We start from the raw sequence: 18,728 nt of genomic DNA on the forward strand, positions 1-18,728 counted from the left end.
GGGCAACGTGCCTCGCCGGGGCGGTCTTGCCAAGGGGGACGCGCCGGATTGCGTGCGGATTCCGTCCCGGATGCCGTGGCGGATTCGGGCAGCGCGGATTTCCGGGCCGCGGCGGGTTCACGCGGCGCGGGGAGCTGCGGGACCTCGGCGGGTCGGTGGGCGCGGTGCGTGGCTCTGCCGGGCGGACGCTGTGTCTGGTGCTGCCGGACGAACGCGAGGACGGGGACGCGGTGCGTGGCGTTGCCCGGCCTCGGCGGGGCCGTTGCCGTCGGTTGGTGCCGGCCGGGGCGCTTGCCGTCGGTTGCGCAACGCGGGCCGCTGCGGATTTCGTACCTACGTCACCCACCACCCTCCAGCCCCTGTGCAGAACGTCAAACTTCCACCCCTGGATTTGTACACATACGGCTCATGACGGGCCCCCGGTAAGGAGCGATAGCCTTGGTGGCGTGATCAGCGCGATAGCTCGCGGGGGCAGTGTTGCCCCTGCCCTGCGCCCGGCGAGCACGGACGACATCCGTGACCGGGCGGCGGTCGCTGGTCTTCACGGGCGGGTCGGGGCCCCAAGGGCTCCCAGGACGCCGGACACATCCCCGAAGCAGGCGGCACGCGAAACGGCGTCCCGTGTTGCGGGTGTGTTGAACATGGCCGATATCCCCCCACTCATCTCACCTTGCGGCATAGCGTCGGAACAGACCGGACACCCCGCGTCTCGGCGTCACGTCGGAAGGGCGGAGACCGTACTTCCTTCTACGTCACGCAACGGCGCGCGACAGGAGCCAGAGGACAATGCAGACCAAGCTGGACGAAGCCAAGGCCGAGCTGCTCGAACGGGCGGCCCGGGTCGCTGAGAACAGCCCGGTCGGGGGGCACCTTCCGACCGGGACCACGGCCGAGGGCTCCCCGGACACCCCGGGCACGGGCACCACGGACCGGGAGACCGTACTCGCGTTCCTCCAGCGTTACTACCTGCACACCGCGCCCGAGGACCTCGTCGACCGCGACCCGGTCGACGTCTTCGGTGCCGCCTACTCGCACTACCGCCTGGCCGAGAACCGCCCCCAGGGCACGGCGAGCGTCCGCGTGCACACGCCGACGGTCGACGAGAACGGCTGGACGTGCAGCCACTCCGTCGTCGAGGTCGTCACCGACGACATGCCCTTCCTTGTCGACTCGGTCACCAACGAGCTCACCCGCCAGGGCCGCGGCATCCACGTCGTGATCCACCCGCAGGTCGTGGTGCGCCGCGACGTCACCGGCAAGCTGATCGAGGTCCTCACCACCCCGCCGTCCGGTGACCTGCCGCACGACGCGCACATCGAGTCCTGGATCCACGTCGAGATCGACCGTGAGACCGACCGCGCCGACCTCAAGCAGATCACCGCGGACCTGCTGCGGGTGCTGTCCGACGTGCGTGAGGCCGTCGAGGACTGGGAGAAGATGCGGGACGCCTCGGCCCGCCTCGCCGACGGCCTGGCCGACGAGCCCCGCCCCGCCGACCTGCCCGAGCAGCAGGTCGAGGAGGCCCGCGAGCTGCTGCGCTGGCTGTCCCAGAACCACTTCACCTTCCTCGGCTACCGCGAGTACCAGCTGCGCGAGGACGACTCCCTGGCCGCCGTCCCCGGCACCGGGCTCGGCATCCTGCGCTCCGACCCGCACCACGCCGACGACGACCAGCACCCGGTCAGCCCGTCCTTCGAGCGGCTGCCCGCCGACGCCCGCGCCAAGGCGCGCGAGCACAAGCTGCTCGTGCTGACCAAGGCCAACAGCCGCGCGACCGTGCACCGGCCGTCGTACCTGGACTACATCGGTGTGAAGAAGTTCGACGCGGACGGCAACGTCGTCGGTGAGCGCCGCTTCCTCGGCCTGTTCTCCTCGGCCGCCTACACCGAGTCCGTGCTGCGTGTCCCGGTCATCCGCCGCAAGGTGGACGAGGTGCTGCAGCGCGCCGGCTTCTCCCCGAACAGCCACGACGGGCGCGACCTGCTCCAGATCATGGAGACCTACCCGCGCGACGAGCTGTTCCAGATGCCGGCCGAGGAACTCCAGCCCATCGTCACGTCCGTGCTGTACCTGCAGGAGCGCCGCCGGCTGCGGCTGTACCTTCGGCAGGACGAGTACGGCCGCTACTACTCGGCCCTGGTCTATCTGCCCCGCGACCGCTACACCACCGGGGTGCGGCTGCGGATCATCGACATCCTCAAGGAGGAGCTCGGCGGCATCAGCGTCGACTTCACCGCCTGGAACACCGAGTCCATCCTGTCCCGCCTGCACTTCGTCGTCCGTGTCGCGCCGGGCACCGAACTGTCGGAGCTGAGCGACAGCGACAAGGAGCGCATCGAGACCCGCCTGGTGGAGGCGGCCCGCTCCTGGGCGGACGGGTTCGCGGAGGCGCTGAACGCCGAGTTCGGCGAGGAGCACGCCGCCGAGCTGCTGCGCCGCTACAACAACGCCTTCCCCGAGGGCTACAAGGCCGACCACAGCCCGCGCTCCGCGGTCGCCGACCTCGTCCACCTCGAAGCGCTGGACAAGGAGAAGGACTTCTCGCTCAGCCTGTACGAGCCGGTGGGCGCGGCGCAGGACGAGCGCCGCTTCAAGATCTACCGCAAGGGCGAGTCCATCTCGCTGTCGAAGGTGCTGCCGGTGCTGGCGCAGCTCGGCGTCGAGGTGATGGACGAGCGGCCCTACGAGCTGCGCTGCGCGGACCGGTCCGTGGCGTGGATCTACGACTTCGGTCTGCGCATGCCGAAGGCGGTGAGCGGCGCCGACTACCTCGGCGACGATGCCCGTGAGCGCTTCCAGGACGCCTTCGCCGCCACCTGGACCGGCAAGGCGGAGAACGACGGCTTCAACGCCCTCGTGCTGAGCGCCGGGCTGACCTGGCGGCAGGCGATGGTGCTGCGGGCGTACGCGAAGTACCTGCGGCAGGCCGGTTCCACCTTCAGCCAGGACTACATGGAGGACACCCTCCGCAACAACGTCCACACCACGCGGCTGCTCGTCTCGCTGTTCGAGGCGCGGATGGCGCCGGAGCGGCAGAAGGCCGGTCTCGAGCTGATCGACGCCCTGCTGGAGGAGGTCGACGCCGCTCTCGACCAGGTGGCCAGCCTGGACGAGGACCGCATCCTGCGTTCCTTCCTCACGGTCATCAAGGCGACCCTGCGCACCAACTTCTTCCAGAAGACGGACGCGGGCACGCCGCACACGTACGTGTCGATGAAGTTCGACCCGCAGGCCATCCCGGACCTCCCGGCGCCGCGCCCGGCGTTCGAGATCTGGGTGTACTCGCCGCGTGTGGAGGGCGTGCACCTGCGCTTCGGCAAGGTCGCCCGTGGTGGTCTGCGCTGGTCCGACCGGCGTGAGGACTTCCGCACGGAGATCCTCGGCCTGGTCAAGGCGCAGATGGTGAAGAACACCGTCATCGTGCCGGTCGGCGCCAAGGGCGGGTTCGTCGCCAAGCAGCTGCCCGACCCGGCCGAGGACCGCGACGCGTGGCTGGCCGAGGGCGTCGCCAGCTACAAGACGTTCATCTCGGCGCTGCTCGACATCACCGACAACATGGTCGCGGGCGTGGTCGTCCCGCCCAAGGACGTGGTGCGGCACGACGAGGACGACACCTACCTGGTGGTCGCCGCCGACAAGGGCACGGCGACGTTCTCCGACATCGCCAACGACGTCGCGCAGTCGTACAACTTCTGGCTCGGTGACGCCTTCGCCTCCGGCGGCAGCGCGGGCTACGACCACAAGGGCATGGGCATCACCGCCCGCGGTGCCTGGGAGTCGGTCAAGCGGCACTTCCGCGAACTGGGCGTGGACACGCAGAGCGAGGACTTCACGGTCGTCGGCGTCGGTGACATGTCCGGTGACGTGTTCGGCAACGGCATGCTGCTGAGCGAGCACATCCGCCTGGTCGCCGCGTTCGATCACCGGCACATCTTCATCGACCCGCACCCCGACGCGGCGACCTCCTACGCCGAGCGGCGCCGTCTGTTCGACCTGCCGCGCTCGAGCTGGGAGGACTACAACAAGGAGCTGCTGTCCCCGGGCGGCGGCATCTTCCCGCGCAGCGCCAAGTCGATCCCGGTCAACGCGCACATCCGCGAGGCCCTCGGTATCGAGGCGGGCGTCACCAAGCTGACCCCGGCCGAGTTGATGAAGGCGATCCTCCAGGCGCCGGTGGACCTGCTGTGGAACGGCGGCATCGGCACCTACGTCAAGGCCTCCACGGAGTCGCACGCCGACGTCGGCGACAAGGCCAACGACGCGATCCGTGTCGACGGCGCGGACCTGCGGGTCAAGGTCGTCGGCGAGGGCGGCAACCTGGGTCTGACCCAGCTGGGCCGGATCGAGTTCGCGCACCACGGCGGCAAGGTGAACACCGACGCCATCGACAACAGCGCGGGCGTGGACACCTCCGACCACGAGGTGAACATCAAGATCCTGCTCAACGGCCTCGTCACGGACGGCGACATGACCGTCAAGCAGCGCAACAAGCTGCTCGCGGAAATGACCGACGAGGTCGGCCACCTCGTGCTGCGCAACAACTACGCGCAGAACACGGCGATCGCCAACGCCCTCGCCCAGTCCAAGGACATGCTCCACGCCCAGCAGCGCTTCCTGCGCCACCTGGTGCGCGAGGGCCACCTGGACCGGGCGCTGGAGTTCCTGCCCACCGACCGGCAGATCCGCGAGCGCCTCGCGCAGGGCCAGGGCCTGACCGGCCCGGAGACGGCCGTGCTGCTGGCGTACACGAAGATCACGGTGTCCGAGGAGCTGCTGGCGACCTCGCTGCCGGACGACCCGTACCTGCGCGAGCTGTTGCACTGCTACTTCCCGACCGCGCTGCGCGAGAAGTTCACCGACCGCATCGACGGCCATCCGCTGCGCCGTGAGATCACCACGACCGTGCTGGTCAACGACACCGTCAACACGGGCGGTACGACGTATCTGCACCGTCTGCGCGAGGAGACCGGCGCGTCGCTGGAGGAGATCGTCCGGGCGCAGACCGCGGCTCGCGTGATCTTCCGCTCCGGGATCGTGTGGGACGCGGTGGAGGAGCTGGACAACAAGGTCGACGCCGCGGTGCAGACCCGTATCCGGCTGCACTCGCGCCGTCTGGTCGAGCGCGGCACGCGCTGGCTGCTGAACAACCGGCCGCAGCCGCTGCAGCTGCGCGAGACGGTGGACTTCTTCGCCGAGCGCGTCGAGCACGTGTGGCAGGAGCTGCCGAAGCTGCTGCGGGGCGACGACCTCGAGTGGTACGAGCAGATCTACGACGAGCTGACCCGCGCCGGCGTGCCGGACGAGCTGGCCACGCGGGTCGCCGGGTTCTCCTCGGCGTTCCCGACTCTGGACATCGTCTCGATCGCCGACCGCATGGGCAAGGAGCCGCTGGACGTCGCCGAGGTGTACTACGACCTCGCCGACCGGCTCGGCATCACGCAGCTGATGGACCGCATCATCGAGCTGCCGCGCAACGACCGCTGGCAGTCGATGGCCCGTGCGGCGATCCGCGAGGACCTCTTCGCGGCGCACGCGGCGCTCACCGCGGACGTCCTGGCCGTCGGCAACGGCACGTCCACCCCGGAGCAGCGTTTCGAGCTGTGGGAGCAGAAGAACGCGCCGATCCTGGGGCGGGCGCGCACCACGCTGGAGGAGATCCAGGGCTCGGACGCCTTCGACCTCGCCAACCTGTCGGTGGCGATGCGCACGATGCGGACTCTGCTGCGCGCGCACGCGTAGGGACATCTGCGCCGAAGGGGGCGCCCCGGGCCGGTTCGGCCCGGGGCGCCCCCGTTCGTGTACGCGCCCCGGCTAGCGCTGCTTGAAGAGGGTGAGTTTGGTGGCGTAGTCGGGGAGGTCGCCCGCGCCCGCGGTGATGTCGGTGACCTTCAGCATGGCGAGGTTGCCCTCGTCGGTCTCGGTGCACAGGACGGTGCCGACCGGGATGGTGGTGCGCAGGTCCTCGGCCTCGATCTGGGCGGGCAGGACATTGCCGCGGGCGCCCTCCAGGCACTGCTCCGGCGTGGTGCCGGCGCTCTTGCCCCAGGGCGTCTTGAACGACCACCGTCCGCCCGACACCTCGTCGAGCTCGATCTCGTTGCCCGACGTGATGTCCGACGTGCCGTGCACCTTGGGAATGTCGAGGTCGGCCTGGACGACGGCGACCGGGCCGGGGGAGCGCAGGGCGAAGGTCCGGTCGGTGAACACGGCGGTGTATCCGGAGTCGGGGGACGGGGTGCCCGAGTCGGAGACCGTGGGGTCCGGACTCGGCGGCGTGGCGGAGTGCGTGGGCTGCTCCGACTGCTTGCCGTCACCCTGCCCCCGCCCCTCGTCCGACGTGCCGTGCGAGGTGGCCAGCGCCCAGGTCACCCCCACCGCGAGGACGACGGCCACGGCGGCGCCGGCGACGAGGAGCCCGGTACGGGAGCGCCGTGGGGCGGGCGGAGCGTACGTCGGTGGGGGCGGGGCCATGGTCGGGGCGCCGGCGAAGGTGGGACCGTGGGGCGGCGTCGGCCCCTGCGGCCCCTGATCGGCGACGGTCGGCTCCGGCGGCGGGGTGAGGGCGGCCCGTTCGCGCACGGCGAGGTCGGCGGCGAGGGGCTCTGGGAGCCAGCCGGTGAAGTCGTTCAGGGGGCGGCCCGCGGCCTGTTGGCACAGCGCGGCCAGTTCCTCGGTGCCGATGCGGGCGGCGGGGTCGGCGGCCAGGCAGCGCTCAAGAAGCGGGCGGAGCCGCTCGTCGTGGGCGTCCAGGCGGGGCGGGCGTACGGCCGTGTTGGCGATCTGGGCGGCGAGGGTGAGGGCGCCGCCGTCGCCGTAGGGATGGCGGCCGGTCGCGGCGACGGCGGCGATCAAACCGAGTGAGAAGACGTCGGTGGCGGGTCCGACCGCCTCGCCGAGGGCGTGCTCCGGCGACATGAACTGCGGGGTGCCGATGACACCGCCGGACACGGTGAGCTGGGTGGCGTCGGCGGCGCGGGCGATGCCGAAGTCGATGACGTACGGGCCCTGGTTGCTCAGCAGGATGTTGCTGGGCTTGAGGTCGCGGTGCACGATGCCGGCGGAGTGGATCGCGGTCAGCGCCCGCGCGGTGGCGCCGACGAGCTGAAGGACGGCCGGCAGCGGCAGCGGGCCGTGTGCCGCGAGGGCCTCGTGCAGGGGCAGGCCGGGGACGAACACGGAGGCGAGCCAGGGCCGTTCGCCGGTGGTGTCGTGGTCGACGACCGGGACGACGTGGTAGCCCTGGACCCTGCGGGCCGCCTGGACCTCCTGCTCGAAGCGGGCACGGAAGCCCGGGTCGCCGCCGAAGTCGCGCCGGATGACCTTCAGCGCGACGGGCTGGCCGCCGCGGGTACGGGAGAGGTAGACGGTGCCCATGCCGCCCTCGCCGATCCGGGCGAGCAGCCGGTACCCGGCGATCTCCCGCGGGTCCTCGGCCCGCAGCGGTTCACCTGTCACGTCCGCCGCCATGCCGACCGCGCCCCCGTTCCCTTGATCGTCTTGGCGGCGAGGATAGCGGAGGGCGGCCGGGCACCGCGCGGGGTTTCAAGTTCCGGGCGGCCTGGCGGCGTTGGCCTTAGGCGGGCTTCGGCTTCTTGCCGCCCTTGGTGAAGGCTTCGTACTCCTTAAGGACCTCCTCCGTGGGGCCGTCCATGAGGAGTTCGCCGCGCTCCAGCCACAGCACGCGGCCGCAGTTCTCGCGGATCGAGGCGTTGCTGTGACTGACGAGGAAGACCGTGCCGGCCTGCTTGCGCATCTCCTGGATGCGTTCGGCCGAACGCTTCTGGAAGCGGGCGTCACCGGTTGCCAGGGCCTCGTCGATGAGGAGGACGTCGTGGTCCTTGGCGGCGGCGATGGAGAAGCGCAGCCTGGAGCCCATGCCGGAGGAGTAGGTGCGCATCGGCAGGGAGATGAAGTCGCCCTTGTCGTTGATCCCGGAGAAGTCGACGATCTCCTGGTAGCGGGCCTTGATCTGCTCGCGGGACATGCCCATGGCGAGGCCGCCGAGGTAGACGTTGCGCTCCCCGGTCAGGTCGCTCATCAGGGCGGCGTTGACGCCGAGCAGGGAGGGCTGGCCGTCGGTGTAGATACGGCCCCGCTCCACCGGCAGCAGGCCGGCGACGGCCTTGAGCAGGGTGGACTTGCCGGAGCCGTTGGTGCCGACGAGGCCGATCGCCTCGCCCTTGTACGCGACGAAGGAGACGTTCTTCACGGCGTGCACCCGGCGCACGCCCGACGCCTTCTCGGCCTTGCCGCGGCGCAGGATGCGGTTGAGCGCGGCGGTGGCGCTGCCGCGTCCGGCACCGGTGCCGTTGACCCGGTAGACGATGTCGACGTGGTCGACGACGACGGTGGGGGCCGGTTCGCCGGCGCTCGGGAAGCCGTCGGCCACGGCGTCGCGCAGGAGGTCGTCGGCCAGGGTGCCGTTCAGGAGGGTGTCAGCCACGGCCGTAGGTCTCCTCTGCCTTCCAGAAGTAGATGAAGCCGCCGACGCCGGCGAGCAGGGCCCAGCCCGTCGCGATCGCCCACACGTGCGGCGGCAGCTGGTTCGCGTGGAAGGTGTCGATGAGGGCGAAGCGGATCAGGTCGATGTAGACGGCGGCCGGGTTGCACTGCAGGGCGGTCACGGCCCAGTGCGGTACGTCGTTGTTTCCGACCGTCTTCTGGATGCTCCACATGACGCCGGACACGTACATCCAGGTGCGCAGCAGGAACGGCATCAGCTGGGCGATGTCCGGGGTCTTCGCGCCCATTCGCGCCATGATCATCGACACGCCCGCGTTGAACGCGAACTGCAGGACCAGCGCCGGGATGAGCAGGACCCACGACAGGGTCACCGGGACGCCGCAGCACAGCAGGATGACCAGCAGCGCGGCCATGGAGAACATCAGCTGCTGGAGCTGCTGGAGGCAGAAGGAGATCGGCAGCGCGGCGCGCGGGAAGTGCAGGGCGCGCACCAGGCCGAGGTTGCCGGAGATGGCACGGGTGCCGGCCATGATCGAACTCTGCGTGAAGGTCCACACGAACACGCCGGTGACCAGGAACGGGATGTAGTCCGCGACGCCGTGCTTGGTGCCGAGCAGCACACCGAAGATGAAGTAGTAGACCGCCGCGTTCAGCAGCGGGGTCATCACCTGCCACACCTGGCCCAGCTTCGCCTGGCTGTACTGGGCGGTGAGCTTGGCGGTGGCGAAGGCGGTGATGAAGTGGCGGCGCGCCCACAGCTGGCGGACGTACTCCGGCAGGGAGGGGCGCGCGCCGCTGACCGACAGGCCGTGGCGGGCGGCGAGCGCCGCGAGGTCGGGTGGGGCGGCCGGCTTCGAGGTCGGGGGCGGTGTGTCGAGGGCCTGGCTCACATCCGCTGCTTTCGTTCGGGGCGGGGGTCTTCCCGTCGTTCCTTACGGTTCTCTATCCCGGTTCTTACGTCGGGACGAGACCGTAGCGTCGTAACGCGAGCGTAGGCCCATCAGACGTCGGGACGCAACCGTTTCGTCGTGACGGCATATGCTGTTCGTATGACGACGAACGCCGACGGGCCCCAGACGCCTGCGCGCCGCCGGGCTCCCGCCGGCGCCGCCGTACTCCGCGAGGACGTGACGGAGGCCATCAGGCTGGCCGTCTTCGAGGAGCTCGCGGCCGTCGGCTACGCGCGCATGTCCATCGAGGGCATCGCCCGGCGGGCGGGCGTGGGAAAGACAGCGGTCTACCGGCGCTGGCGCTCCAAGCTGCACCTGGTGCTCGACGTGGTGTCGGCGCTCGCGGTGATGGGCCTGCCGGTGCCGGACACGGGCACGCTGGAGGGCGATCTGCGGCTGCTGTACCAGGTGACCTCGCGCGCCCTGCGCCACCCGGTGGCCTCGCAGATCATCCCCGACCTCCAGGCGGAGGCGGCGCGCAATCCGGACATCGCCGAGGCCATGCAGAAGACCCTGCGGGAGGGCCAGGAGGGCGTGGCCAGCGGCATCGTCGCGGCGGCCCAGCGGCGCGGCGAGATCCGCGCCGGCATCGACGAGGACCTGGCCCTCGACCTGATCTCCGGCCCCCTGTACTGGCGCTCGGTCGTCATCCGCAGCCCCCAGCTGCCCAAGGGTTACCTGGACGCCCTGGCCCGCAGCACGGCGGGAGCACTGCGGGCGCTGTAGGCTCCGCCGCTCGCAGCGAGTGGGGTGGGTCTGGGGCACCCACCCCGCCCGAGGAACTCGGGCGAGCGCATCGGCCCGTGACGCCGGGGCGCTCCAGGCGTCAGGACCCGGTCCCCGCGTTCAGCCCGAGGGCGAGTTCGGTCAGCTCCGGCGTGCGCAGCACGCGGTCGCCGAATCCGGGCAGCGGCACGTGCAGCGGCTCCAGCCAGCGCTCGGGGATCGCGGCACGGCCGTACACGGCTCCGGCGAGGCCACCGGTCACCGCGGCGACGGTGTCGGTGTCGCCGCCGAGGTCCACGGCGGCGCGGACGGCGTCCTCGTACCCGGAGGTGGTCCGCAGCACCCAGACGGCGGACCCGAGACAGGGCCAGACCGCGCCGTTGAACTCCGTGGCGTCGCCGGGGTGCCAGTCGGGGGCGAGTACGACGGCGTAGCGCTCCCGGTGATCGGGGTGTACGGCGTCCAGCGCGTCCGGCACGGCGGTGAGCGGGTCGCCGCCGGCCAGGGCGACGCGGATGAGCTCGTGATAGACGGCCGTGCCCTCCCATGCCGCCCGGTCCCCGTGGGTGAGGGCGGCGATGCGGCGGGCAGCGTCCCAGGTGGCCTCGCGGCCCCGGGACGCGAAGTACACGGCCGGCGGGGCGGCCCGCATCAGCGCGCCGTTGCCCGCCGCGCGCCCGTTCATCCGGAAATGCAGGGCTGCGGCGGTGTCCCACGGGTCGCCGCTGCTCAGCACCGCCTCCGTCTGCAGGCCGATGTCCTTCGGTTCGGCCGCCGCCCAGCGCCGGAAGCGGTGGAAGATGTCCGGCAGGTCGAGCCTGCCGCACTCCAGCAGGGACTGCCCGGTCAGCACCGCCATCTGCGTGTCGTCGGTCGCCTCCCCGGGGTCCCAGCCGCCTCCCCCGCACATCTCCGCGCCGTGCCCGGCGTGCGGGAAGCGCGCCGAGAAGGCGCCCTCCGATCCGAACTCGAAGGGCGCACCCAGGGCGTCGCCGACAGCGGAACCGAGGACGGCGCCGAGAGCACGCTCCGCGCGGGCTGTGTCGTGGGGCATCGGCGGAGAATACAGTCGACGACGCGCTCCGCCCTCGCCTAGCGTCCCCGCTCGTGAACAGGCGACGGCAGAAGAAGCTGACCAGGCGGCTCGTGGCGGCCGCCATGCTGGGGGACGTGGCCGGGGCCGGAGCCCTGTTGCGGGCCGGTGCCTCGCCGGAGCTGCCCGATGCCGACGGCACCACGCCCCTGTACGCCGCGGCGGTAAACGGCGAGGCCGGTGCCGTGCGGCTGCTGCTCGCGGCCGGTGCGCCACCGGATGCCGAGAGCGGGCGGGGCAGCGAGGGTACGCCCCTGTGCGGGGCCGCCTGCTGGGGACATACGGAGACGGTACGCGCCCTGCTCGACGGCGGTGCCGACCCCCAACTCCGCGAGGACGGCGGGACCGGTCACTCGCCCCTGCGGTGGGCCCTTGCCGGGGGATACGACGAGACGGCCGCCGTGCTGCGGGCCGCCGGAGCTGAGGAGGCAGCCGGCTAGGCGGCCAGGACGCGTTGCTCAGCGCGCGGTCCGGGGTCCGGCGCCTGTCGGGGGCGATTCGGGCCGGCTAGGGTCTTTCGTTTGGATCCGGCCGGATCAGGGAGCGGGGTCTGGTGCCGTGGATCGCAAGGCGGAGGAGGGCGCCATGGCGGAGCCATGGCAACCGACGACAACGCGGCGAGGCGCGGTGCCAGACCCCGCGAGCCCGGCATGATCCAAACGAGAGGCCCTAGCCCTGAGAAGCGCTCTCCTCGTGCGCCGCCCCGTCCAGCGCCGTCGTCAGCCGGTCGAGACGGCTGCGCAACTCGCGGATCTCGTCGAGGTCGAAGCCGGTGGAGGCCATGATCCTGCGCGGCACCTGAAGGGCACGCTCGCGCAGTGCCGTGCCCTCCTCGGTGAGCCGCACCCGGACCGACCGCTCGTCCTGGGCGTCGCGCTCGCGCCGGACCAGGCCGGCCGCCTCCAGCCGCTTCAGCAGCGGCGAGAGCGTGCCGGAGTCCAGGCGCAGGTGTTCGCCGAGCTTCTTGACGGGCAGCTCGCCCCGCTCCCACAGCACCAGCATCGCCAGGTATTGCGGGTAGGTGAGCCCCAGGTCCTTGAGGATCACGCGGTAGACGCCGTTGAAGGCGCGGGACGCGGCGTGCAGGGAGAAGCAGATCTGGCGGTCCAGGCGGAGCCAGTCCTCCTGCTCGGCGGGGGGCGGGGTGGTCGAGGTCATGGGTCCAGGGTAGCTCTGTCGAGTCATTGAGTTGTGGACAGTAGAGCGCGACCCCATGAAGTTGTGCGTCACTAAGTTGTGCACAACTAACTTTCGTGCTCTACTGGTGGCCGTCACCCCGACACCGAGAGGGAAGGTCCGCCATGGACACGCTCTACACCGCCGTCGCCACCGCCACCCACGGCCGCGAGGGCCGCGCCGTCAGCTCCGACGGCCGGCTCGACCTGCAGCTGGCCATCCCGGTGGAGATGGGCGGCAACGGTCAGGGCACCAACCCCGAGCAGCTCTTCGCCGCCGGTTACGCCGCCTGCTTCGCCAGCGCCCTCGGCCTGGTCGGCCGGCAGGCCAAGGTGGACGTCAGCGACGCCGCCGTGACCGGCGAGGTCGGCATCGGCAAGCAGGGCGAGGGCTTCGGGCTCGCCGTCACCCTGCGTATCGAGCTTCCGGACCACGTCGACGAGGCCACGGGCCGCAAGCTGGTCGAGACCGCCCACCAGGTCTGCCCCTACTCCAACGCCACCCGCGGCAACATCCCCGTCGACCTGGTCATCGAGTAGTCCCGCGCGCGCCCGCGCGTCTCATCGAGCAGTCCCGCGCCCGCACTCCTTCAGGGGAGTCGCGGGCGCACCCGCGTTCCCCGGCCGCGGCCGCCGCCGGGTCGGCCGGCCGGGCGCCAGATGGGCGGCCGGGTCGGCGTGGGCCGTGAGGGACTGGACGGCATGGGAACTCCCGGGAGCCTCAAGGACGTTCAGAGGGTGATCGGTCGGTGGGGATCGGCCGGCGGGTGACGCTCAGCGGGGGTCGAGAGCGGCTCGCGGACCGTGCGGCGCTGGGACGGTGGCGAGCGGGCTGTGCGCACCGCCCGCCGACGGCACGGGGCGGCGCTCGGCGAGGGGCACGACGGGCGGCAGCCGCGTCTCGCCGTGACCGAGCAGGATCCGGCGGACGGCCCGCTCGGCGTCCAGGTTCCCGGCGGCGGCCGGGCGGTCGAGGAGATCCAGGCCCACGTGTCCCAGCGGCGTGCCCTGCCCGGTGCGGACGACCAGTCGGCCGGGGCGCTTCGCCAGACGCCGGTCGAGTTCGCCGCCCGTGACGAGGTGGACGGAGCGGGCGAGTGCCGTCCAGTAGGCCGCGGTGCCGGGGGAGAGGCGGCGCGGGCCCGGCGGCACGGTGTGCCCGTGCTCGGGGCGCGTGATCCACGCCGTACGGATGTGCGGGGCGTGGGTGCGGAACGCGGCCTCCGGCGCGCCCGGGTCACCGCCGTACCCGCGCTCGTCCTCGGCCGTGAACACGGCCCGGTCGGCGCGCAGCGGCAGGCACCGCTGGACGCGGTAGTGCAGCCGCAGCGCGGCCACCCGCAGCCCCCGGGCCAGCCGTACGGCGAGCCGGCCGGTGCGGCGCGCCGCGGTCGCCGCCAGCCGCAGCGCCCGGACGGTGCGCAGCAGCCCGAACCGGACCAGGGGAGCCGGGAAACCGGCCGTCCGGCGGCGTCGGTGCAGGGCGCGGACCAGGCGGGCGAACTCCGCGCGGGCGCTGCGCGGCAGCCGCGCCGGGCGGGCGGCGAGCGTGGCGAGATGGCCGGACATCCGGCGCGACAGCACCGGCCGCCACCGCCGAAGCTCCGGGTGCCGCTCGACGAACGCGAAGAGACGGTCGTGCTGCTCGACGACCCCGAAGAGACGGCCCTCCTGCCCGCCGACGTCGGCATGCCCGGCGCGGTCGCCGTCGCCAAGGCCGCGGTGGGGGAGCCGCTCCCGGCGCTGCACGCAGACCCGGTCCAGCGTGGCGAGCGACTGCGCCGAAAGCACCAGCGGATACGACGACGGCACCTCCGCGTGCCGTCCCGGCGGGAAGGCGAGGCCCACCCGCTCCGCCAGATCCCGGCGGCACACCTTGTCCCACGCCGCCGGCGGCAGGCCTACCAGCCCGGGACGGTCCTCGAGCCGGAAGGGCGCGGGACCGCGCTCGGTGAGCAGGCGGCCCCGCGTCGCCCGCACCACCCGCCCGTCGAGAGACACGCGCGCGTGCCCGTACACCAGCACGTCCGGCTCGCCGGACTCCTTGACCCGGTCGGCGATCGCGCGCAGCGCGCCCGGCGCGAGGGTGTCGTCACCGTCCAGGAAGACCAGGTGGTCGCCGCCGGCGCGGGCCAGTCCCGTGGTGCGGGCGGGGCCCGCGCCGGAGTTCTCCGGCAGGTGCACGGCCCGCACCCGCGGATCGCGTGCCGCCGCCTCGTCGATCAGCGCTCCGCACGCGCCCGGTGAACCGTCGTCGACCGCGATCAGCTCCCAGTCGGTGTACGCCTGCGACAGCACCGACTCCAGGCACGCGGGGGCGATGACACTGAACCTGAGCAATGGGCATCCATGGTCTCGGCACGGGCGTTTGCCCGGCAACGGACCAGGTGGGGGAGGGGTTACGGCCCGTACGGCATCCGGGGGACGGCGAAGGGCGCACCCCTCGCCGTCCCCAACCGGCCGGACGGGGCGGCTACTTGACCGCGCCCGCCATCACCCCGGACACGAACTGCCGCTGGAACGCGAAGAACACGGCCAGCGGGACCACCATCGAGATGAACGCACCGGGCGCCAGCACGTCGATGTTGTTGCCGAACTGCCGTACCTGCGTCTGCAGCGCGACCGTGATCGGCTGGGTGCCGGACTTGGTGAACACCAGCGCCACCAGCATGTCGTTCCACACCCACAGGAACTGGAAGATGCCCAGCGAGGCGATCGCCGGCCCGCCCAGCGGCATCACGACCCGAGTGAACAGCCGCAGCTCACCCGCCCCGTCCAGCCGGGCCGCCTCCAGCAGCTCGCGCGGGATCTCCGCGAAGAAGTTGCGCAGCAGGAACACCGCGAACGGCAGGCCGAACCCGACGTGGAACAGGATCACCCCGAAGATCGTGCCGAACAGGCCGAGCGTGCCGAACAGTCCGGCGATCGGGATCAGCGCCACCTGCACCGGCACCACCAGCAGCCCGACCACGCCGAGGAACCACCAGTCGCGGCCCGGGAACTCCATCCACGCGAACGCGTAGCCCGCGAGCGAGCCGATCACCACGACCAGCACCGTCGCCGGGACCGTGATGAGCACGGTGTTGACCAGCGAGTTGGTGATGTCCGGGTTCTCCAGCAGCTTGGTGTAGCTGGCGAAGGTCAGCTGGGACGGCTTGCTGAACACCGTCCACCAGCCGCTGGCGTTCATGTCCTCGGGCGTGCGCAGCGAGGAGATCAGCAGACCGATCGTCGGCACCAGCCAGAACAGGCCGACGACGATCAGGAACACGCGCACCGCGCCGCCGCTGACCCAGCCCGCGAGCCGGGAGGCCGGAGACCGCTTCACCTTCACGGCCCCGGCCGGCGGCGGCACCGCCTGCGTCAGCCTGCCGGCGTCCGCCGTCATCGCCGTACCTCCCGCCGCAGCCTGCGAATGTTGAACCACATCACCGGGATCACGAGCAGCAGCAGGAACACCGCGATCGCGCTCGCGATGCCCGGCTGGTCCTCGGAGAAGCCCTTGCGGTACAGCTCCAGCGCCAGCACGTTCGCGTCGTCCTGCGAGGAGCCCGGGGCGATGATGAAGACCAGGTCGAAGATCTTCAGCACATTGATCATCAGCGTGACGGCCACGACCGCGAGCACCGGCGCCAGCAACGGCACCGTGACCCGCCGGAACACCTGCCACTCGTTGGCCCCGTCGACCCGCGCCGCCTCCAGCAGCTCGCGCGGCACCCCGGCGAGCCCGGCCGCGATCAGCACCATCGCGAAGCCCGCCCACATCCAGATGTACGACCCGATGATCGCCGGCGTGACCAGTGACGGGCCGAGCCAGTCCAGGCCGTTGTACGCCTCCTTGAAGTTGCTCGCCGGAAGCCTCAGCTGCGCCCCGGCGGCCTTGTCCGGCAGCGTGAACGTGCCGTCGTCGCCGGCCGTCGTGGACGCCACCACCTTGCCGTCCTTGACCGCCTCGATCCGCATCCCGGCGTACCCGAGCTCGGACGGGTCGGGTGAGCCCAGCTTGCCGACGCCCTTGCCGCGCGTGAAGTCCTGCCAGGTCGTGCCGGTGATCTTCCCCGGCTCGGCCTTGGGCGCCACGGCCTTCGTGGCGCTGCCGGGCATCTGGTCGGGCGCGACGCCGACCAGCGGCAGCAGGACCGGCTGCCCCGACTGCACCGGCGTCTTCGTGACGAAGCCGCCGCCCTCCGGCACCAGCGGCGAGGTGCGGCCCGGGTGGGCCTTCGGGAACGCCGACGACTGCACGAACGTGTCGTGCACGCCCACCCACACCGCGTTCGCCACGCCCTTGTCCGGATCCTGGTCGTACACCAGGCGGAAGATGATGCCGGCCGCGAGCATGGAGATCGCCATCGGCATGAAGACGACCAGCTTGAACGCCGTTCCCCAGCGCACCCGTTCGGTCAGCACCGCGAAGATCAGCCCCAGGGCGGTGGCGATCGTCGGCGCGAACACCACCCAGATGATGTTGTTCTTCAGCGCGGTGCGGATGCCCTCGTCCGTGAACAGGGCCTTGTAGTTGTCGATGCCGGCGAAGGAGTCGCCGGACTGGTCGTAGAAGCTGCGCACGACCGAGTACCCGATCGGGTACACCACGAGCGCACCCAGCAGCACCAGCGCGGGCAGCAGGAACAGCGCCGCCACGGTCTTGCGGGTGCCGGTCACGCTCTTGCGCCTGCGAGGAGCGGCAGGGGTCTTGGAGACCCCTGCCGCAGTGGCCGAGGCCATGGCGTCAGCTCCCGTAGGCGGCGGCCGCGTCCGCCTCCAGCTTCCGCTGCGTGCCCGCGACGTCGCTCGGGTTCTTCAGGAAGTCCTGCAGGTCCTTCCACTCGCCCTTGCCGGGCGTGCCGCCGAAGGACTGCGGGGCCTGGTCGGACATGTCGAACCGGAAGTCGTCACCGGAGTCGATCAGCGCCTTGGCGATCTTGCGCTGCACCTCGTTCGGGTACGCCGAGTTCGGCACGCCCTTGTTCGGCGACAGGTAGCCGCCCAACTTGGCCTGGATGGTCGCCGCGTCCGGCGAGGCCAGCCACTTCGCCAGCGCCTGGGCGCCCTTGGAGTCCTTCAGGATCACCGCCGCGTCACCGCCGGAGACCACCGGCGCGGTGCCGCCCACGGTCGGGAACGGGAACACCTTGGCGTCCGTGCCCACCTTCGCCTTGGTCTCGGTGATGTTGACCTGCGCGAAGTCGCCCTCGTAGACCATGGCGGCCTTCGGCTGGTCACCGCCGGTGAACGTCTGCGTCACCGACGCGGGGAACTCCGTCTGCAGCGCGCCGTTCGGGCCGCCGGCGATCCAGTCCTTCTTGCCCCAGATCTGTGCCAGCGTGGTCAGCGCGTCCTTCACGGACGGGTCCGTCCACTTGATCTTGTGCTGGGCGAGCTGGTCGTACTTCTGCGGACCGGCCTGCGATAGATACACGTTCTCGAACCAGTCGGTGAGCGTCCAGCCGTCCGCGCCGCCGATGGAGAACGGCGTGACACCCGAGTCGGACACCGTCTGCGCGGTGTTCAGCAGGTCCTTCCACGTCTTGGGCTCTTTCGCGCCCGCGTTCTCGAAGACCTTGGCGTTGTACCAGATCAGCGACTTGTTCGCGGCCTTGTAGTACACGCCGTACTGCTTGCCGTTCACCTTGCCGATGTTCTGCCAGCCCTGCGAGTAGTTCTTGCTCAACTCGGAGAGGGTGTCCGCGTTGACCGGCTTGGCCCAGCCCTTGTCCACGGCCTGCTTGATGGCGCCGGGCTGCGGCAGCATCGCCACGTCCGGCGGCTGCCCGCCCGCGATCTTGGAACCGAGGAAGTTGATGATCGGGTCCTGCGCGGGCACGAACGTCACGCTCGCGCCGGTGCGCTTCTCGAACTCCGCGAGAACCTTCTTGAAGTTCGCCTGCTCGGCGCCGGTCCAAACGGCCGCGACCTCAAGGTGCGTGCCGTTCAGCTTCGGCAGGTTCAGGCCGCTGTCGCCGGCGCTGGGGGTGGACCCGCCCGCCTTGGTGCCGTCGTTGTCGCCGCCGCCGCCCCCGCACGCGGCGAGGGAGAAGGCCAGGGCGCCCGCGGCAACGGCCGCTGCGGCCCTCGCTCCCCTGGTGTTCCGGGTGGTGCTACTGCTCGTGGTGCGCATCACTTCCCCGTTCTTTCGTTCGTCGTCGAACGATCGAGTGTTTGCCCCGTGCCGTCTGGTCTACGCCGGGTCAAAGGGGTCGGCAAGAGCGCGACGGGTGTCAACCGGAGGATCGTGACCGCGTCGTGATGGGTCTCCAGCGTTGCTGAGGCCGTGGTCGAGGAAACCCCCGCCCTCCGGCCCGTGTTTCTTCGGCCGCG

At 71.3% G+C, this 18,728-nt stretch carries 13 protein-coding genes; 4 read left to right on the plus strand and 9 right to left on the minus strand.

Features of this window, described 5'->3' with window-relative positions; translation table 11 throughout:
- Positions 1-786 precede the first annotated feature (786 nt).
- Positions 787-5,739: an NAD-glutamate dehydrogenase gene (locus ACF1GV_RS00105; RefSeq protein ID WP_391676492.1), complete on the plus strand. Its 4,953-nt coding sequence runs from the start codon at positions 787-789 to the stop codon at positions 5,737-5,739.
- Between the two features lie 72 nt (positions 5,740-5,811).
- On the opposite strand, the gene ACF1GV_RS00110 is transcribed toward ACF1GV_RS00105, so the two are convergent.
- From ACF1GV_RS00110 to ACF1GV_RS00120, 3 genes are all read right to left on the minus strand, one after another.
- Positions 5,812-7,455, minus strand: a complete 1,644-nt coding sequence (locus ACF1GV_RS00110) for a serine/threonine-protein kinase (protein ID WP_391676494.1) — start codon at positions 7,453-7,455, stop codon at positions 5,812-5,814.
- A 118-nt stretch (positions 7,456-7,573) separates the two neighbouring features.
- Positions 7,574-8,401 (minus strand): ABC transporter ATP-binding protein, encoded by an 828-nt coding sequence (locus tag ACF1GV_RS00115; RefSeq protein WP_391678410.1) that lies wholly within the window; start codon positions 8,399-8,401, stop codon positions 7,574-7,576.
- 34 nt (positions 8,402-8,435) lie between these two features.
- Positions 8,436-9,353, minus strand: a complete 918-nt coding sequence (locus ACF1GV_RS00120) for an ABC transporter permease (protein ID WP_391676495.1) — start codon at positions 9,351-9,353, stop codon at positions 8,436-8,438.
- 159 nt (positions 9,354-9,512) lie between these two features.
- Between ACF1GV_RS00120 and ACF1GV_RS00125 the strand changes: the two genes are divergently transcribed.
- Positions 9,513-10,139, plus strand: a complete 627-nt coding sequence (locus ACF1GV_RS00125; protein WP_391676497.1) for a TetR/AcrR family transcriptional regulator — start codon at positions 9,513-9,515, stop codon at positions 10,137-10,139.
- 100 nt (positions 10,140-10,239) lie between these two features.
- Here ACF1GV_RS00125 and ACF1GV_RS00130 read toward each other — a convergent pair whose 3' ends face one another.
- Complete coding sequence (locus ACF1GV_RS00130; RefSeq protein WP_391676498.1) at positions 10,240-11,193, minus strand: ADP-ribosylglycohydrolase family protein; 954 nt, start codon at positions 11,191-11,193, stop codon at positions 10,240-10,242.
- 53 nt (positions 11,194-11,246) lie between these two features.
- Between ACF1GV_RS00130 and ACF1GV_RS00135 the strand changes: the two genes are divergently transcribed.
- Entirely contained in the window at positions 11,247-11,672 is a 426-nt protein-coding gene (locus ACF1GV_RS00135; protein WP_391676499.1) for an ankyrin repeat domain-containing protein, read from the plus strand.
- A gap of 229 nt (positions 11,673-11,901) precedes the next feature.
- Here ACF1GV_RS00135 and ACF1GV_RS00140 read toward each other — a convergent pair whose 3' ends face one another.
- A complete protein-coding gene (locus ACF1GV_RS00140) occupies positions 11,902-12,390 on the minus strand; it encodes a MarR family winged helix-turn-helix transcriptional regulator (protein ID WP_391676501.1) in 489 nt (162 codons plus the stop codon).
- A 143-nt stretch (positions 12,391-12,533) separates the two neighbouring features.
- Here ACF1GV_RS00140 and ACF1GV_RS00145 point away from each other — a divergent pair, with 143 nt between their 5' ends.
- Complete coding sequence (locus ACF1GV_RS00145) at positions 12,534-12,947, plus strand: organic hydroperoxide resistance protein (RefSeq protein WP_391676503.1); 414 nt, start codon at positions 12,534-12,536, stop codon at positions 12,945-12,947.
- Positions 12,948-13,181: 234 nt separating this feature from the next.
- On the opposite strand, the gene ACF1GV_RS00150 is transcribed toward ACF1GV_RS00145, so the two are convergent.
- The 4 genes from ACF1GV_RS00150 to ACF1GV_RS00165 all read right to left on the minus strand — a co-directional run bounded on the left by ACF1GV_RS00150 (position 13,182) and on the right by ACF1GV_RS00165 (position 18,528).
- Positions 13,182-14,747 (minus strand): glycosyltransferase, encoded by a 1,566-nt coding sequence (locus tag ACF1GV_RS00150; RefSeq protein WP_391676505.1) that lies wholly within the window; start codon positions 14,745-14,747, stop codon positions 13,182-13,184.
- 133 nt (positions 14,748-14,880) lie between these two features.
- Complete coding sequence (locus tag ACF1GV_RS00155; RefSeq protein ID WP_391676507.1) at positions 14,881-15,795, minus strand: carbohydrate ABC transporter permease; 915 nt, start codon at positions 15,793-15,795, stop codon at positions 14,881-14,883.
- A complete protein-coding gene (locus ACF1GV_RS00160; RefSeq protein WP_391676508.1) occupies positions 15,792-17,135 on the minus strand; it encodes a carbohydrate ABC transporter permease in 1,344 nt (447 codons plus the stop codon). The genes ACF1GV_RS00155 and ACF1GV_RS00160 overlap by 4 nt, the downstream gene beginning before the upstream one ends.
- A gap of 4 nt (positions 17,136-17,139) precedes the next feature.
- Positions 17,140-18,528: an ABC transporter substrate-binding protein gene (locus ACF1GV_RS00165; RefSeq protein WP_391676510.1), complete on the minus strand. Its 1,389-nt coding sequence runs from the start codon at positions 18,526-18,528 to the stop codon at positions 17,140-17,142.
- Positions 18,529-18,728: the final 200 nt, after the last annotated feature.

The organism is Streptomyces sp. NPDC014006 (assembly GCF_043088925.1).
GTDB lineage: Bacteria > Actinomycetota > Actinomycetes > Streptomycetales > Streptomycetaceae > Streptomyces.

Coding starts and splice junctions, on each gene's coding strand:
- ACF1GV_RS00105 (WP_391676492.1), top strand. CDS start 787: ATGCAGACCAAGCTGGACGAAGCCAAGGCCGAGCTGCTCGAACGGGCG.
- ACF1GV_RS00125 (WP_391676497.1), top strand. CDS start 9,513: ATGACGACGAACGCCGACGGGCCCCAGACGCCTGCGCGCCGCCGGGCT.
- ACF1GV_RS00130 (WP_391676498.1), bottom strand. CDS start 11,193: ATGCCCCACGACACAGCCCGCGCGGAGCGTGCTCTCGGCGCCGTCCTC.
- ACF1GV_RS00140 (WP_391676501.1), bottom strand. CDS start 12,390: ATGACCTCGACCACCCCGCCCCCCGCCGAGCAGGAGGACTGGCTCCGC.
- ACF1GV_RS00145 (WP_391676503.1), top strand. CDS start 12,534: ATGGACACGCTCTACACCGCCGTCGCCACCGCCACCCACGGCCGCGAG.
- ACF1GV_RS00155 (WP_391676507.1), bottom strand. CDS start 15,795: ATGACGGCGGACGCCGGCAGGCTGACGCAGGCGGTGCCGCCGCCGGCC.
- ACF1GV_RS00160 (WP_391676508.1), bottom strand. CDS start 17,135: ATGGCCTCGGCCACTGCGGCAGGGGTCTCCAAGACCCCTGCCGCTCCT.
- ACF1GV_RS00165 (WP_391676510.1), bottom strand. CDS start 18,528: ATGCGCACCACGAGCAGTAGCACCACCCGGAACACCAGGGGAGCGAGG.